14 protein-coding genes are annotated in these 15,864 nt (G+C 70.7%); 5 read left to right on the top strand and 9 right to left on the bottom strand.

Annotated features, from left to right (window positions below; translation table 11 throughout):
- Window positions 1–8: 8 nt before the first annotated feature.
- From AC3ZJJ_RS12620 to AC3ZJJ_RS12605, 4 genes are all read left to right on the top strand, one after another.
- Complete coding sequence (locus AC3ZJJ_RS12620; RefSeq protein WP_489892160.1) at window positions 9–1,310, top strand: Y-family DNA polymerase; 1,302 nt, start codon at window positions 9–11, stop codon at window positions 1,308–1,310.
- Between the two features lie 90 nt (window positions 1,311–1,400).
- Window positions 1,401–1,697, top strand: a complete 297-nt coding sequence (locus AC3ZJJ_RS12615; protein ID WP_489892159.1) for a hypothetical protein — start codon at window positions 1,401–1,403, stop codon at window positions 1,695–1,697.
- Between the two features lie 123 nt (window positions 1,698–1,820).
- Window positions 1,821–2,723, top strand: a complete 903-nt coding sequence (locus AC3ZJJ_RS12610; RefSeq protein ID WP_489892158.1) for an SDR family oxidoreductase — start codon at window positions 1,821–1,823, stop codon at window positions 2,721–2,723.
- 76 nt (window positions 2,724–2,799) lie between these two features.
- Window positions 2,800–3,510, top strand: a complete 711-nt coding sequence (locus AC3ZJJ_RS12605; RefSeq protein WP_489892157.1) for an HNH endonuclease family protein — start codon at window positions 2,800–2,802, stop codon at window positions 3,508–3,510.
- Window positions 3,511–3,547: 37 nt separating this feature from the next.
- Here AC3ZJJ_RS12605 and AC3ZJJ_RS12600 read toward each other — a convergent pair whose 3' ends face one another.
- The 9 genes from AC3ZJJ_RS12600 to AC3ZJJ_RS12560 form a co-directional block, all read right to left on the bottom strand.
- Window positions 3,548–3,913 carry a hypothetical protein gene (locus AC3ZJJ_RS12600; protein ID WP_489892156.1) on the bottom strand — a complete coding sequence of 122 codons (366 nt, stop codon included), beginning with the start codon at window positions 3,911–3,913 and terminating at the stop codon, window positions 3,548–3,550.
- Between the two features lie 21 nt (window positions 3,914–3,934).
- Window positions 3,935–4,630 carry an esterase/lipase family protein gene (locus AC3ZJJ_RS12595; protein ID WP_489892155.1) on the bottom strand — a complete coding sequence of 232 codons (696 nt, stop codon included), beginning with the start codon at window positions 4,628–4,630 and terminating at the stop codon, window positions 3,935–3,937.
- A 13-nt stretch (window positions 4,631–4,643) separates the two neighbouring features.
- Window positions 4,644–5,189, bottom strand: coding sequence for a TetR/AcrR family transcriptional regulator (locus AC3ZJJ_RS12590; RefSeq protein ID WP_489892154.1), 546 nt, complete (start codon window positions 5,187–5,189; stop codon window positions 4,644–4,646).
- Complete coding sequence (locus AC3ZJJ_RS12585; RefSeq protein WP_489892153.1) at window positions 5,186–7,168, bottom strand: MFS transporter; 1,983 nt, start codon at window positions 7,166–7,168, stop codon at window positions 5,186–5,188. Before AC3ZJJ_RS12585 ends, AC3ZJJ_RS12590 begins: the two co-directional genes overlap by 4 nt.
- Before the next feature lie 132 nt (window positions 7,169–7,300).
- On the bottom strand, window positions 7,301–8,761 hold the full coding sequence (locus tag AC3ZJJ_RS12580; protein ID WP_489892152.1) for an aldehyde dehydrogenase family protein: 1,461 nt from the start codon (window positions 8,759–8,761) through the stop codon (window positions 7,301–7,303).
- Complete coding sequence (locus tag AC3ZJJ_RS12575; protein ID WP_489892151.1) at window positions 8,758–9,717, bottom strand: NADP-dependent oxidoreductase; 960 nt, start codon at window positions 9,715–9,717, stop codon at window positions 8,758–8,760. Before AC3ZJJ_RS12575 ends, AC3ZJJ_RS12580 begins: the two co-directional genes overlap by 4 nt.
- 131 nt (window positions 9,718–9,848) lie before the next feature.
- Window positions 9,849–13,178, bottom strand: coding sequence for a S8 family serine peptidase (locus AC3ZJJ_RS12570; RefSeq protein WP_489892150.1), 3,330 nt, complete (start codon window positions 13,176–13,178; stop codon window positions 9,849–9,851).
- Window positions 13,179–13,335: 157 nt separating this feature from the next.
- Entirely contained in the window at window positions 13,336–14,160 is an 825-nt protein-coding gene (thiD, locus tag AC3ZJJ_RS12565; RefSeq protein ID WP_489892149.1) for a bifunctional hydroxymethylpyrimidine kinase/phosphomethylpyrimidine kinase, read from the bottom strand.
- Window positions 14,161–14,169: 9 nt separating this feature from the next.
- Window positions 14,170–14,880, bottom strand: coding sequence for a TetR/AcrR family transcriptional regulator (locus tag AC3ZJJ_RS12560; protein ID WP_489892148.1), 711 nt, complete (start codon window positions 14,878–14,880; stop codon window positions 14,170–14,172).
- A gap of 193 nt (window positions 14,881–15,073) precedes the next feature.
- Between AC3ZJJ_RS12560 and AC3ZJJ_RS12555 the strand changes: the two genes are divergently transcribed.
- Window positions 15,074–15,787, top strand: coding sequence for a queuosine precursor transporter (locus tag AC3ZJJ_RS12555; protein WP_489892147.1), 714 nt, complete (start codon window positions 15,074–15,076; stop codon window positions 15,785–15,787).
- Window positions 15,788–15,864: the final 77 nt, after the last annotated feature.

Raw genomic sequence — 15,864 nt, 5'->3', positions numbered from 1 at the left:
AGGCGCGCATGGACAACGCGATCGCTCTGGTGGACGTGAACAACTTCTACGTATCGTGCGAGCGCGTGTTCGAGCCCGCGCTCGAGGGCCGCCCCGTCGTTGTGCTGTCCAACAACGATGGGTGCGTCGTGGCCCGGTCCGCGGAGGCCAAGGCGCTGGGAATCAAGACGGGAACCCCGTGGTTTCAGATCGCGGCCTCCGCGCCATCGTGGGGGCTGGTGGCCCGCTCCAGCAACTACGAGCTCTACGGCGACCTCTCGGCGCGCGTTATGGAGGTCATCGGCCGCTTCGGGGCCTGGCAGGAGGTCTACTCGATCGACGAGTCTTTCCTGGGACTCGTGGGCGCGGCGTCGGAGCCGCAGGCGGAGGCCCGGCTGCTGGAGACGGCGCGAACGATCCGCGCCGCGGTGGCCCGCCACGTCGGGGTGCCCGTGTGCGTGGGAATCGCGCCGACGAAGACACTGGCGAAGTTCGCCAACCACATCGCCAAGAAGAACCCCCGGATGGGTGGCGCCTGCTCGCTCGGTTCGCTGCCCGCCGGCGAGGTGGAGCGGATCCAGTCGCGAGTTCCGGTGACGGACCTGTGGGGTGTGGGCTCGCGGACCGGGACCCGGCTGAACGCCATCGGCGTGGACACCATCGCGGACCTCAAGTCCGCGGACCCGCTGGCCATCCGCAAGCGCTTCTCCGTGGTCCTGCAACGCACCGTGCTTGAACTCAACGGCACGCCCTGCATTCCCCACGCCGACGAGCGCGCGGACAAGCAGCAGATCATGTTCTCGCGATCCTTCTCCACACCCGTCACCACAGCGGAGGAGATGGACCAGGTGATGGCCGTCTACGCCCAGCGCGGCGCCGCGAGGCTCGCGGCCCAGGGACAGCGGGCGTCGGTGCTGACCGTTACGGCGGGGACCAGCCGCTTCGCCGCCGGCAACGCCTCATTCCCCTCCGTCAGCGTGCCGCTCCCGGAACCGACGAACGACCCCATCCGGCTGACCCGAGCCGCCGTCGCGGCCATGCGCGGCAGGCTCGAGCCCGGTGCCGCGTACCTGCGCGCGGGGGTCATGTTCTCCGGTCTGTCCCGTGACGTCACAAACGGCGGACAGGAATTGCTGGAGATTTTCACCGCCGCGACGGAGGAGAGGCACGTCGGGGACCTGCTGGGCACCGTTCGTGCGAAGTTCGGAGAGGCCGCAATCGGCCTGGGACAAGGCGGGATGGCGGCACCGGCGTCGTGGTCGATGAAACGCGAGTTCTCCTCGCCCAAGTACACGACGGAGTGGTCGGACCTGCCGCGCGTGCGCGCCTAGGCGGGGACCGGTTTCCACGGCCTGTTCAACGGGCATGTCCGGGCCTATCGTGGGACGCAGTTGGGGGCACGTCTCTTGGGGAGCGAGCACATGGATCACTATGAAGTTTTGGGTGTCGCCAGGACGGCGACGACCGCGGAGGTCAACCGGGCGGCGCGCAACGCGCTCTGGACGGGGGACGCGAAGGACATCGAGCGCCGGCGCAGGATCATGAACGCCTGGTTCACGTTGCGCAGCGCCAAGCGGCGCCAGGCGTACGAGAGGCAGCTTGTGGTGGACGCACCGGGGGTGCCGACCCTCACCGGCCAACAGGCCATGGTGCGGATCGGAGAGAACCACCGGCACGAGGCGCACGCGGGACACCGGCTGCCGCGGCACCGGGCCTGACGCGCGGCGGTTACCGCGTGGCCGAGGGCGTTGTGTGTCCGGCGCGCAGGACGCTGCAGACAAACGCGCCCGGCGGCTCCTAGGCTGGCCACGAAAGCAGAGACCCCACGAGAGGAGCCTCCGGTGGCCGAATCGGACGTATCGAAGCACGCCCGCGACCTGGCGAACAGCGAAGGCGGGATGGAGCCGCAACAGCAGGAGCATCCTGGCCGAACCGCGGAAATGAGGCCCGTGCCGGACCACGGGGAGGAATCCTGGACCGGTCGCGGCCGTCTTGAGGGCCTGAAGGCCCTGATCACCGGCGGTGATTCCGGCATCGGCAGGGCGATCGCGATCGCCTACGCCCGCGAGGGCGCCGACGTCGCCATCAACTACCTGGCCGCCGAGGAAGAGGATGCCGAGGAGACCGCCTCATGGATCCGCAAGGCGGGCCGCAACGCCGTCCTCGGCCCGGGCGATATCAGGGGGGAAGACACCTGCAACCAGGTCGTGCAACGGGCCGTGTCCGGGCTCGGGGGCCTGAACATCCTGGTCAACAACGCCGGGTACCACTGGGCGCGCGGCGAGCAGGGGCTGCGCGGGCTGACCACCGCGGCGCTGGACCGGGCCATGAAGACCAACGTGTACGGGACGCTCTGGATGACGCGGGCGGCCATTCCGCATCTGAAGCGGGGGGACTGCGTCATCAACACCACCTCGCTTCAGGCCTACGACCCCTCCGTCACCATGATCGACTATGCCGCGACGAAGGCCGCGCTCAACAACATCACCGCCAACCTGGCCGCCGAGCTGGGCCCCGACGGCATCCGGGTCAATGCGGTGGCCCCCGGCCCGGTGTGGACCCCGCTGCAGCCGGCGACCAAGGAACCGGAGGCGGTGGCGAACATGGGCAAGGACACGCCCCTGGGCCGCATCGGTCAGCCCGCGGAACTGGCCGGCGCGTACGTCTTCCTCGCCTGCCCCTCCGAGGCCAGCTACGTCAGCGGCACGGTGCTCGGGGTGACGGGAGGCATGCCCGTCTTCTAGCGGTTCTCCGGCCCGATTCCCCACCCGTCGCACCCCGCGCCTAGGCTCGGGACCAAGAACTGACGAGGGGGAAAACGTGGGGAACAGGCGGCGCGCCCGGCGCTTGGCGTGGGCGAAGGCGGTCGTGGGCGCCCTGGCCGTGCTGCTTGTGGGCGGCGTCGTGTCCCATGCCGTCGCGGACGCGCGGACCGAGGCCGCGCCGGCGCCCGCGGAAGACACCGCGCTCGCCGTGTTGGCGGGACTCCCGGTCAAGGGGCGCGCGCCGAAGACCGGCTACGAACGTGAGCGGTTCGGGCAGGCGTGGCTAGACGTGGACCGCAACGGCTGTGATACGCGGAACGACGTCCTCGGCGCCCAGCTCACGGACGTCGTCTACACCAACCACGTGCGCTGCAAGGTGGAGTCGGGCATCCTCTCCGACCCCTACACCGGCACCACGATCCGCTTCCAGCGGGGACAGCGGACCAGTTCCCTGGTGCAGATCGACCACGTGGTGGCGCTCTCCGACGCGTGGCAGAAGGGGGCGCGGGCGCTGGACCCCGCCGGACGCGCGGCGCTGGCCAACGACCCGCTCAACCTCCAGGCGACCGACGGACCGACGAACGCCCGCAAGGGAGCAGGCGACGCCGCCACCTGGCTGCCACCCAACGGTGCCTACCGCTGCCTCTATGTCGCCCGGCAAATCGGCGTCAAGGAGAGGTACGGGCTGTGGGTGACCGCGGCCGAACACAGCGCCATGGCCCGGGTCTTGGGCACATGCCCCCGCCAGACGGTTCCCGCCGGATGACTCCAAGGGGGGCGGACAGGAGGGGCCGCGCCCAGGGCTACGTGGCCCCTGAGAGCTCGCCCCACGCCACGATCGCGACGATGGGCCCGGCGCAGCACCCGCACGCGATCCACAGGGCACGGCTGCGGCGGCGGTAGGCGAACCCCGCCAGCACCGGCGCCGCGGCCAGTCCGGCCAGCGCGCCGGAGCCCAGGAACCCCATGGCGGCGTCCGGCCGGGAGCACTCGATGAAACAGCCCGTGAAGCCGAAGTACATGGACAGCAGTGCGAACAACGCCGGGTAGGCGAGCAGGGCCCAGCCCCCGAGGACGACGAACGCGCACCGCCACCAGGGCCGTCGGGGCGGCGGGGCCGCCGCCGGGGCTGCCGCCGGGGCTGCCGCGGGGTCGGGTGTCTGCTGCATGGCACGATCATGCCACCCGCATCAGGGGCGGCCGCGGAACTCGCGCTCGACCGTCGCGAGCAGGCGGGGGTCCCCGATCAGCCGGAAGTGGCCCATGGTCTCAAGCTCCACGTTGGTGGCCCCCTCCAGGAAGCTTCCGCCCGGGATGTGCGGATCGAAGACGCTGTAGACGGAGGCGATCCGGCCGTTGATCTCCAGGTTGCTGGCCAGCTTGAGCAGCTCGGCGTTGCGCGGCGAGAAGTCGCGCAGGCTGCGCAGCGGCGCGAAACGCGCGTAGACGGAGCCGGAAAACGGCGTGTTGATCGCGGTCATGCGGGACACGCGCCACGCCTGGTCGGACGCGCTCATCACGTACTTGCCGATCAGCCCGCCCTTGCTGTGGGCCACCAGCAGGACGCCGCGAAGGTCGTTGTCCGCCAGGTAGCGGCTCACGACGCCCGCCATCGCCGGCACCGTGCCGTGGTTGTAGCCCAGCCCCTCGACCACGTGGACCGGATGGCCCCGCGCGTGCAGCCTCTCGGCGACGGGATGCAGGAACTGCCACCTCTCGTAGATCCCCGGGATCAGGACAACGGGGGCGGCGCCGGCGGAGGTGCCCCGGCGGAAGTGGTGGCCGGAGGCGGGGAAAAGGAAGGCGTGGATCTGCCAGTAGGCGACGTAGGCGTAGTCCAGCGTCCAGGCCCGGCCGCGCACCAGGAGCTCCCGTGGGCGCCTCACGCTCCGTGCGGGCTCAGCCACACGCGTCGATGTGGCGCTGGATGGACGGGGAGTACAGCGCCACCAGATCCTCGGCGGGCGTCTCCGGCGCGGGGAAGAACCCGAGCGCCCGGATTCCCTCCGCCAGTCCCACGAGTTGGCAGGCGACGGCCGTCGCGTGCCTCCGCGAGCCGGTGGTGTCGCCGATCAGCGACGCGAGGTCGCCGAGCACCCGCTGCTGGACCTCAGAGCGCGTCCGGTCGGGGCTGGGGGACTGCAGCACGCTCAGGGGCAGCGTGGACCACGGCTCGGTGACGGCGCGGTCGCGGCGCTCCAGGACCTGGCGGACCAGGGCGGCCCCCAGCCGGTCCCGGGGGACCCCGAGCTCGGACAGGGGCAGCGGCACCGGGCCCGCCGCCATGTACAGCTCGGCCTTCGAACCGTGCATCTTGATCACGAGGGCGGGGGAGACCCCGGCGGCGGCGGCGATGTCGCGGACCGTGACGGCGCGGTAGCCCCGCTCGGCGAACAGCCGCCTGGCGGCGGCGTGTACGGTGCTCCGGCTGTCGGCGGGGGTCACGGGCGCAACCCGATGTCGATCTTTTCCGACCGCGCGGTGAGGATCACCTTGAGCGACTCGGCGCTGCCGGCGGCGGGATCGACGGCGGTCAGCACGTACGTGCCGACCGCCGGCATCGGCAGCCGGTAGGTTCCGTCCCGGCCCGTGTGGGTCGCGGACACGAAGTCGCCGATGCCGGCGCTCATGGTGACCAGCGCCTCGGGGACGGGGCCTCCGTTCCGCGTGACCCGCCCGGACAGCGACAGTTCCTCGGTGAGTTCCAGGTCCTGCTCGCTGGTGCCGCTGAAGTCGATCACCACCGCGCGCGGGGACCATCCGGCGGCGTTCACTACCACCACGTAGCGGCCCGGACCCGGCAGCACCGCGGAGAACCGCCCGTCGTGCTCCGTGCGGGCCCAGTCCGCCGGCGTCCCGTCCTCGCGCACGAACGTGACGATCGCGAACCCGGTGGGGGAGGTATGCCCGCGGAAGCGGACGCGGCCGTGGACCATGGTTTCGCGGGTCCCGCCCTCGGCGGCCTTGACCACTCCGATGGCCCCGGTGGCGGGCGCGCCCGCCGCCGCAGCGGCGCGGACCGCCTGCATGCGGGCCGGCACGGGCCGCGGAAGGAACAGGGCGATCCCGATCCCGATCGCGGAACTGGCCGCCGCCAGCCAGAACGCGAAGTGGAGGGCGTCTCCCGAGGGCACCATCGCGCCGTCGTACTGGATGACGACTGCCGAGAGCAGGAGCCCCGTAGTGGCGCTGGCGACGGACGTGCCCAGGGAGCGGACCAGGGCGTTCACGCCGTTCGCGGACGCCGTCTCCGTGATCGGCACGGCCGCCATGATCAGGGTGGGCATGGCCGCGAACGCGAAGGCGACGCCCACGTTCACCAGGGTGGCGCCGATAATGACCTGCGGGACGGTCTCGTCGAAGAACACGCGCCCCACGTACGCCACCCCCATGATCGCGGTCCCGAAGATGAGGGTGAAGCGCCCGCCCAGGCGATTCAGCATGGTGCCGGCGACCGGGGCGAGCGCCACCATCACCAGGCCGGAGGGGACCATCGCGAGTCCGGCCCCAAGCACCGTCATGCCGAACCCGTAGCCGGTGCCGACCGGGAGGTGCAGCTGCTGCGTGGTGATGAGCATGTTGACGAACATGGCGAAGCAGGCGAAGAAGGACGCGAGGTTGGTCAGCAGGACCGAGCGCTTCATGGAGGTGCGCAGGTCCACCATGGGCTGGTTGATGCGCAGCTGCAGCGGGATCCAGCCCGCCAGCAGGGCGAGTGCAAGGGCGAAGAGCCCGAGCACCAGCGGGCTGTTCCAGCCCCACGAGGCGCCCTTCGAGACCGCCAGCAGGACGGAGGTCACGATGGCGGAGAGGACGACGGCGCCGACGACGTCGAAGCGCCCGGGGGTGGTGAGCGTCGACTCCTTGACCAGCAGCAGGATGCCCACGATGAACACCACCCCGGCCCCGGCCGTGAACCAGAACAGCGACTGCCAGCCCAAGGCGTTGTAGAGGACCCCGGACAGCGGCATGCCCAGGGCGCCGCCGATGCCCAGGGTGGCGCTCATCAGCGCCACGGCGGAGCCGATCCGCTCCTTGGGGAGCTCGTCACGGAGCACGGAGATGCCCACCGGGATCAGCGACGAGGCGAAGCCCTGCATGGCCCGCCCGACGACCACCGCCACAAACGTCCCGCCGATCGCCGCGATGATCGAGCCGAGCACCATCACGGACAGCGCCAGCAGCAGCATCTTGCGCTTGCCGTACATGTCCGCCATGCGGGAGACGATGGGAGTGAAGATCGCGCTGCTGAGCAGGGTGGCGGTGACGAGCCACGAGGAGTCGTCGACGGACACCCCCAGGATCGAGGGGAACTCCGGAAGCAACGGAATGACCAGGGTCTGCTGCAGGGACACCACCATCCCGCACAGGGCGAGGACGGCTATGGTGGCCCACGGCGGGACGGTGCGGGCGCGTGCGGGCACAGCGGCCTTTCTGGAGTGGGGCCGGGCGGCGCGCGGACCCGAAGTGAACGGGCGTTTACGCTCCCACCTGATCACGCGCCGCCAGCGGCGTCAAGGCCGTCCCGTCGGCCCCACCACCCGTGACGGGTCCGGCTAGAACGGGTACGGCGCGATCTCCGGGCGCATGGTCAGCCACTGCATCTCGGTGAACGCCTCCATGTTGGCCTGGTGCCCGCCGATCCGGCCTCCGGTGCCCGAGTCCTTGACGCCGCCGAAGGGCGAGTTCGCCTCGTCGGACACCGTCTGCTCGTTGATGTGCACCTTGCCGGAGTCCACCCGGTCCGCGATCCGCATGGCGGTCGCGACGTCGCCGAGGATGGACAGGGACAGGCCGTAGGCGCTGTCGTTCGCCATCGCCACCGCCTCGTCGACGGTCGCGAAGCGGCGCACCGGCGCGACGGGCCCGAAGATCTCCTCGCTCCAGGCTGCGTGAGAGTCCTCGAGGTCGACGAGCACGGTCGGCGGGTAGAACAGCCCCTCGCCCGGAACGCCCCCGGCCGCCACCCGCGCGCCGGCCGCGACCGCGTCCCGGACGATGCCGTCGATCTTCGCCAACTGGTGGCCGTCGATGATCGGCCCGAGCGCCACGGTGCCCGACTTCGGATCGCCGACGGGCAGGTTCAGCGCCTTCTCGGACAGTGCCGCCACGTAGTCGTCGTAGATGTCCTCGTGGACCAGGTGCCGGCCGGTGGCCATGCAGATCTGGCCCTGGTGCATAAACGATCCGAAGGCCGCGGCGGAGGCCGCCTTCGCCAGGTCGGCACCGGGAAGGACGATCATCGCGCTGTTTCCGCCGAGTTCCAGGTGCGCCCGCTTGAGCAGCCGGGCCGCGGACTCGCCGATCTTGCGGCCCGCCGCGGTGGAGCCGGTGAACGCGACGACGCGGACCTCGGGGGCCTCGACGACGGCGGCGCCCACGTCGGCGCCGCCGGGCAGGAGGGACAGCACTCCCGCGGGCAGCCCGGCCTCCTCGAAGACGCGCATGATGGAGACGCCGGCGCACACGGTGGTCCGCGGGTCGGGCTTGAGCAGCACGGCGTTGCCGAGGGCCAGGGCCGGGGCCACGGCGCGGATCGCCAGGATCAGCGGGAAGTTGAACGGCGCGATCACGGAGACGACGCCGGCGGGACGGCGGCGCGCGAAGGACCAGCGGTCGTTGTTGGAGGTCAGGACCTCGCCGGCCGGCATGCTCGGCAGCGCGGACGCCTCGAAGCACTCCTGGGCCGCGGTGTGGGTCTCCAGGCCCGCCTTGGCGGGGATTCCGCCGGACTCCCGGACGATCCAATCCCCGATCTCCGCGGCGTGCTCCTCCCACAGGAGGCCCGCGCGGCGCAGCACGGCCGCACGCTCCTCGGGCGGCCTTGCGGCCCAGGCACGTTGCGCGGCCGCGGCGGCGGAGGAGGCCGCGAGGACGTCATCTCGGGACGCGACGCCGAACGTGCCGAGCGTGTCGCCCGTGGCCGGCTCCACGGCGTCGGAGGTGCCTCCGCGGGCGTCGCGCCAGCCGCCGATGTTGATCTTGCCGGACCATGTGGACGGATCGAGGAAGGTCATCGTGCTCCTTGGCTGTCGGTTGATGGATCGTGGTTCGTGAAGGGCGTGAGGACGATCTTCCCGGCGGCGTGGCCCGCCATACTGGCCCGGAACGCGTCGGCCGTGCGCTCCAGCGGGTAGGTCGCGGCGACGTCTACCGTGAGGACGCCGGCCTCGACGAGCTCGCCAAGACGGTCCAGTTCCCGGGCGTCCGGACGGACCCAAACGTAGCTACCCCCGCGGTCCGCGGCCGTCGCGTCGGCGATGGAGGTGTGCCGGCCGCCCGCCCGGAGTACCGCGAGCGTGTCGTTGAGGACCCCGCCGACGAGGTCGGCGGCGGCGTCGACTCCCTGGGGTGCCAGCGAGCGGACGCGGCCCGCCAGGCCGTCCCCGTACACGAGGGGCTCGGCCCCGAGCTCGCGCAGGCGGGCGTGGTTGCGCTCCGAGGCCGTGGCGATCACCCGCGCGCCGCGGTGGACGCCCAGCTGGATCGCCGCCCGCCCCACGCCGCCGGCGCCGTTGTGCACCAACAGCGTTTCCCCGCGGGACACCCCGAGCATGTCCAGCACGCGCAGCGCGGTCATGGCGGTGAGCGGCAGCCCGCCCGCCTGCTCCCAGGAGAGTGAGGGCGGCTTCCGGGCGACCATCGAAACCGGCAGGGCCACGAGTTCGGCGAAAGTGCCGCCGCCCACGGAGTCGCGGCGCCCGTAGGCGAAGACCTCGTCGCCGGGGGAGAACTCGGGGGTGTCGAACCCGACAGCCTCGACCACCCCGGCGACGTCCCACCCGGGGACCACCGGAAAGTGGACGTCCATGATGGGGTCCAGCCCTCCGGACATCAACTTCCAGTCCACTGGGTTGACGCCCGCCGCGCGGACCCGGATCAGGACCGACGCTGGCGGGACCTTGGGAGTGGGGAGGTCGGAGACCTCCAGGACCTCGGGGCCGCCGTACCGCGGGTAGGTGATCGCCTTCATCGTTTCCTCCTGCTGAGAGTGTGTTCGGGCCGTGGCCGGGGATGGCTCGCGCGGCATCCCCCCGGCGCGGCGGCGGCGCCCGCCCGAGCCTGGGGCTCGGCCGGGCGCCGCCGATTGGCCTGTGCCGTTGCCTAGCGGCGCGTGCTGACCGTGACGACCTCCGCCCTGTCGCCGTCGCTTCCGCCCCGTCCCGAGAGCCGGCCCGTGGCGTTGTGGTAGTGCAGGAACAGCGCCTTGGCGGACGTCGTGTCCTCGCTCCGGTGCGCCGTCAGCTTGAGTCCCGGCAGGTCGACGAACGCAGTCCCGATCCCGTCGCCGGAGAACCAGAGGTCCGGGGAGACCGCGTTGTACTTGATCCACGCGGTGTCGTCCACGGGGACCCTGTTGCCGTCCAGGTCCGTGTTGTAGACGCTGAACGTCTTGACCCGGTACTGGATGTCGCCGGACTGCGCCGCGCCGATGCCGAGCGCCTCGAGCGACACCGGAAGCGAGACAACGTTGGTGTCGAAAGTGTTGGTGTCGACGTCGCCGGACAGGCCGTTGGTCGGCCAGAGGTCGACCTGCTCTCCCGTCTTGGCATCGAATGTCGCGGCCAGGTCCAGATCCGTGTCCGGGTACTGGGCGTTGAACGTCTCGAAATCGACGACGCCGTCGGAGTCGGTGTCGATCTCGACCCTGATCTCCGTGCCGCCGGCGAGGTGCGCCCAGTTGCCCCAGGTGCTGACGCCGAAGTTCACGACGCCCTTGGCGACGCCGGCCTTCGCCGCGTCGGAGGAGGCCCCCACGTGCTGGAGATCCATTTCGCGGGCGCCGGGAACCTCGTCCGCGGCCTTGCCCAGGCGTGCGCTGGAGGCGCCCAGCTGGAACGCCGAGACCAGGGAGACGACCTGCTCGTTGCCCGCGCCCCGGAGTACGCCGGAACCGCGGAGCGTGACCCCGGCCGTATCCGCGCCGCGCTTGAACCGGATGTCGCGGTCGATCTCCATGTCGGAGACGACCTTCGGCGCGGCCTGCACGGGGACGCGCAGCGTGGGAAGCCCGTCGGCCGTCAGCTCGACGCGCCCCGTGGCGTCGGCGAGCCACTGGCGCTTGAGCCCGCTCTGCACCCTGTCCATCGTGGGATCCATGGTCTTGGCGAACGTCGACGGGTTGACCGTCAGCTTGACCTTCACCTCGGCGGACCTGCCGGGGCGCACCGTGACCGTGTCCCGGTTGAGCGTGTAGGTGGCCCCGGGGATTTCGGTCGCTGCGACGTAGTCGACCTTGTAGGTGCGCGTCCTGGAGGACTTGTTCTCCACCGTGATCGACTTGGTTTCGCTGAACTTGCCCTTGCCGAGTTCGATGACGCCGAAGACCACGGAGGTGAGGTCCTCGGCATCCGTGGCGTAGGCGTAGGCGGGGGTCTCCAGGGCGGCGGCCGCCATCACGCGCCCGGAGCCGACCCGGTTGGGGCCGTAGACCTCGCCGTTCGCGGCCACGAGGTCGGTGGCGGCGGTGTTCATCACGATGCTCTTGACCTGGTAGGGCGTGTAGTCGCCGGAGGCCGTCACGAGGGCGGCGATGCCGGCGGTGTGCGGCGTCGCCATGGACGTTCCGGTCTTGGTGGCCGGCCCGTCGCCGGTGCCGACGGCGGCCGAACCGATCGCGGTACCGGGGGCGGCGACGTCGGGCTTCACAACGCCCTCGGAGCCGTGGACGCCGCGCGAGGAGCTGGCATTGAGGGTGTCAAGCGATCCCGAATCCCCGGAACTCGAACCAATGAGGTCCTGGTCCAGGCGGACCTGCAGGGTTCCGTCCGCGGCGGCGGCCCGGAGCTGGTCCGAATACGTCTTGTTCAGCTGGACGCCCGGGATGGCCGTGTTGCCGCCGATTCCGGCGTCGAACACCAGCCGCGGGGAGTCCAGGACGACGCCTGCGCCACCGGCGGCGGCGACATTGTTGAAGCGGACTCCGGAACCGCAGGGGAAGTTGCCGTTCTCTTCCCACTGGAGCCAGACCCACTTGCCGTCGAAGTCCGTGTCCGCGGGGAACGCGGTGCAGCCGAACTTGTTCGACGCCGGGGCCGCGACCACGGTGCCCGTGAGCTGCTCCTCCGTGGCGGAGGCATAGTCGAAGTTGACCGAGTACTGGCCGGACGCCGTGCCCGCGACGTCGCTCGGCGCCAGTACCTCGACGCCGTCCAGGGTGACCTTGGAGCCGACGCTGTTGGCGACGGTGAGCGACGAGCGCGCGTTGCCGGGCGCTCCGCCGACGTCGGTGACGTCTGAGGCGTTGCCGGAAGCGATCACGGACAGGATGCCCTGCTCGGCGAGCGCGTCGACGATCGCCGTCTCGGGGTCGTCTGTGGGGGAGTGGTCGGAGCCGAGGGACATGTTCACGACCTGCGCCCGGTCGCTGAAGTCGCCGTCGTTGTTGGGGTCGAGGACGTAGTCCAACGCCTGGCCGACGACCGAGGACGATCCCGCGCAGCCGAAGACGCGGATGCCGACGATTTGCGCCTCGGGCGCCGTGCCCGGGCCGATTCGCATCGCGGACACGTCCGATGCCTTCAGCTTCGAGTAGTCCCCGCCGAAGGTGCTCCCGTCGGCGTTGACGCCGTAGCCGGCGGCGGAACCGGCAACGTGCGTGCCGTGTCCCGCGGTGGCGCAGTCCAACGGGTTCGGGTCCGGCTTCGGCACCGGCTGGAAGCCGGCTCCGGCGCTGGGATCGGCGTTGTAGTCGTCTCCCACGAGGTCCCAGCCGCCGATGAACTTGCCGGCGTCGCGCAGGCCCGAGTCGGCGGACGGCAGCGCGGCGGATGCCTGCGCCTCCTTGTAGGCGGCCGTGGTGCCCGGGCCGCCGAAGTCGGAGTGCGTGTAGTCGACCCCGGTGTCGAGGACGGCAATCGTCACGCCCTTGCCCGTTTCGTCGAGTTTCTGCCAGGACTCGAGCGCCCCGGTGTCGATCACGGCGCCCTTGTTGTCGGGCGTCTTCGGGACGATGGCGCTGACCTTGACCACGTCCGTGCGGGCGGCCAGCGCGCGCAACGCGTCGGCGTCGCCACGGAGGGCCACGCCGGGGATCGTGTTGGTGGTGGTGTAGATGACCTTGGACTCGGACTCGGTTGCCGCGGAGCGGCCCCTGGCCTTGATCCCCTCGCGGATCTGCTTGACCTTGGCCGCGGCCTTGACCGGCTCCGCCTTGCCGTCGCGCACGGCAACGGGCTGCGTCTGCTCGAACGCGCCGGCGCCGGCGAACTGGACATAGACGGAGACCTCGCCCTTCGCCGAGGACAGCGGCCCGGAGACCTTGAGGCCCGTTAATGCAGACCCCCCGAGAGCCTGTGATTGGCTGCCGGGGGTGTCGTTGACCTCGTCCAATGGCGCGGCGTACGAGGGTAGGGCCATGGTTGCGGCGAGGGCCATGCCCGTTGCCGCCGCCACGACGGCCCGGGCAAGCCGGGGTCGATGCGAGTGACTCATGATGCTCCTTGTGACCGAGTAGGTGTACTCGGAAGGCGCGTCGGGAGGAACCCATGCGTGCCCCCCACTCATCAGGGTAGGTGACCCCGGACACATGTCAAGTAGTTACTTGAGGCATCCAGTTGGCGGGGCGTGGCGGGCGCGGAGCTGCCGCCGCCTAGCGGGACCCGCCCTGCCACAGGGCGTCGAACGGGGCGGCGGAGGCCACGCGGTTCTTGATGCCCTCGGTGACGAAGGCCTTGGCGGTCCGCGCCGCCTCCAGCGGCGAGGCGCCCTTGGCCAGTTCCGCGGCGATGGCCGCGGCCAGCGAGCAGCCGGCGCCGGAGACCGCGACCTCGCCGACCTTCGGGGCGCTGAGCACCTCGAGGGTCTCGCCGTCGAAGTAGACGTCGATGGCGTGCTTGCCCTCCAGCCGAACGCCGCCTTTCGCGAGGACGACGGCGCCGCTCGCCTCGTGGATGATCCGGGCCGCGCGCTCCAGGTCCTCGGCGTTGTTGATCTTGATGCCGGACAGCGACTCCGCCTCGAAGTGGTTCGGCGTGACGAAGGTGGCCAGCGGAAGGAGGTTGGCCTTCAGCGCCTGGTCGGTGTCCAGCGCGTGCCCTGGTTCCTGGCCCTTGCAGATCAGCACGGGATCCAGCACAACGTTCTTCCACCGCTGGGACCCGAGGGCCGCGGCGACGGTGTCGATGGTGGCCGGGCTTCCCATCATGCCGAGCTTGACCGTGTCCAGGCTCCCGGCATAGCAGGTCTGGATGGCCTCCAACTGGTCGGCGATCACCTGCGGCTCCACCGGAACGAAGCGGTGGTTCCAGCTGTCCTTGGGGTTGAAGGAGACGATGCACGTCAGCGCCGTGATGCCATAGACGCCGAGTTCCTGGAACGTCTTGAGGTCCGCTTGCGCCCCCGCGCCGCCGGTGGCTTCCGATCCGGCGATGGTGAGCGTGATGGCTGGGGCGGTGGCGTATTCCGTGGAGGTCATCCGACCATTTTAGGCGCCTGCATGGTCCGTGGAGCGCACCAGCGAGATGACATCGTCCAGGATGGCCCGAACCACCGGTAGCCGCGAGAGCACCGCGAGGCGGGCCAGCAGCGGGGCGGCGTTGCGGATCAGCCGGCGCGTCCTGGTGCGGCCCGGCGAGCTGTCGTAGGCCCAGAAGAGGAGCGTCCCTCGCTGCGCGAGCCACAGCAGTTCGGGCAGGTCCTGCCGGATCGCCGCGGGTGGCTGCGGGCGGGCCGTGGCCACGGCCTGGCGCCAGACGGCGAACTCGCGCGCGCGGTGCACGGCCGTCAAGGCCGCGTCAGGTGAATCGCGGGCGTCCCCCGACGGCGTCGCGTCCCCGTCGGCGGCCGTCCCACCGCTGAAGACCGTGCGGATGAACGCCGGGCCGAACTCGTGGAAGGGCTCCAGCACGTCCAGGGCGGAGTCCATGACCGAACGGATATTGAGCTCCAGGTTGTTGCCGACGACGAGGCGCGGCCAGGTCCTGGCCCGGTGCTCGTCCAGCAGGGTGCGGAAGAGCTCGTGGGCCAGCTCGTCCTTGGACCCGAAGTAGTGGTAGGCGCTCCCCAGCGACAACCCGGACTCCCGGGCGATGGCGCGCATGGTGATCTTCTGGAACCCGTCCCGGGCGAAGAGCCGCAGGGAGGCATTCAGGAGGTTTCGCCGGGTTTCGGCCCCCTTGGCGGTCTGCTTGGGCACGTTTTCCTTGTGTTCGCTGGGATCGACGCCAGTCTATCGGACATTGAACGTGTTCAATAAATTGGGAGGCAGGCGCGCCGGGGAGGGCCTGTGGGAGACTTTATGGGTCAAGTGCTAATACAGCGGGCCAGGCGGGGGATCCTCCCCGCCCCCACGGCCTGGCGAACCACTTCCAGATTGGGAATCCCACACCATGGCAGCGAACCACGCTACGCCCACGCCCGTTTCGACCCCCGGCGGCCGCGCCAGGACCGCCTTCGCGTCCGCCGGCAGCCCCTACTTTTCCGCCGTTCTGGCCCTGATGGCCGTGGTGGTCGTGCTCTCCAACATCGGGGCCACCAAGGGAGTCACCTTCGGCCCGATCGTCACCGACGGCGGCTTTTTCCTGTTTCCGCTAGCGTACGTCCTTGGCGACGTGGTCAGCGAGGTCTACGGATTCAAGGCGGCGCGGCGTGCCATCATCACGACGTTCGCGCTGGCCGCCTTCTCGGCCTTCTGCTTCTGGGTCATCATGGTTCTCCCGGCCGCGGAATGGTACGACGGCCAGGAGGCCCTCGCGCGAACGCTGGGACCGGTGTGGCAGATCGTCGCCGCGTCCCTGCTTGGATTCGCCGTGGGGCAGACGCTGAACTCCTGGGTGCTGGTCCGGATGAAGGAGCGCTTCGGGGAGAAGCGCCTGGCGATCCGACTGATGGGCTCCACCGGTGTCGGCGAGTTCGCCGACACGCTGATCTTCTGCGCCATCGCGGCCCCCGTCATCGGCATCACCGACCCGGGGAACTTCGTGAACTACGTCGTCGTCGGCTTCCTCTACAAGACCGCGGTCGAGTTTGTCCTGGTGCCCGTGACCACCGCCGTCATCGCCTGGTTCAAGCGGCGCGAGCCCAGCTACGGCGCCGCGCGCTAGCGGCCGTTCGGCTCGGTCGGCCCGGCCGGGAATCCCGCAGGGCTCCTACTCGCCGCCCGGCGCGGGGATTACCCTGA

The sequence above is a fragment of the Arthrobacter sp. AOP29-A2-19 genome (genome assembly GCF_058138025.1).
Note: the sequence above shows the minus strand (reverse complement) of the source record. Positions and strands in the feature narration are given on the sequence as shown.

Bases quoted from the DNA above. Each gene is read 5' to 3' on its own strand.
- AC3ZJJ_RS12600 (WP_489892156.1), bottom strand. From the start codon at position 3,913: ATGCAGCAGACACCCGACCCCGCGGCAGCCCCGGCGGCAGCCCCGGCG.
- AC3ZJJ_RS12615 (WP_489892159.1), top strand. From the start codon at position 1,401: ATGGATCACTATGAAGTTTTGGGTGTCGCCAGGACGGCGACGACCGCG.
- thiD (WP_489892149.1), bottom strand. From the start codon at position 14,160: ATGACCTCCACGGAATACGCCACCGCCCCAGCCATCACGCTCACCATC.
- AC3ZJJ_RS12575 (WP_489892151.1), bottom strand. From the start codon at position 9,717: ATGAAGGCGATCACCTACCCGCGGTACGGCGGCCCCGAGGTCCTGGAG.
- AC3ZJJ_RS12570 (WP_489892150.1), bottom strand. From the start codon at position 13,178: ATGAGTCACTCGCATCGACCCCGGCTTGCCCGGGCCGTCGTGGCGGCG.
- AC3ZJJ_RS12555 (WP_489892147.1), top strand. From the start codon at position 15,074: ATGGCAGCGAACCACGCTACGCCCACGCCCGTTTCGACCCCCGGCGGC.
- AC3ZJJ_RS12580 (WP_489892152.1), bottom strand. From the start codon at position 8,761: ATGACCTTCCTCGATCCGTCCACATGGTCCGGCAAGATCAACATCGGC.
- AC3ZJJ_RS12620 (WP_489892160.1), top strand. From the start codon at position 9: ATGGACAACGCGATCGCTCTGGTGGACGTGAACAACTTCTACGTATCG.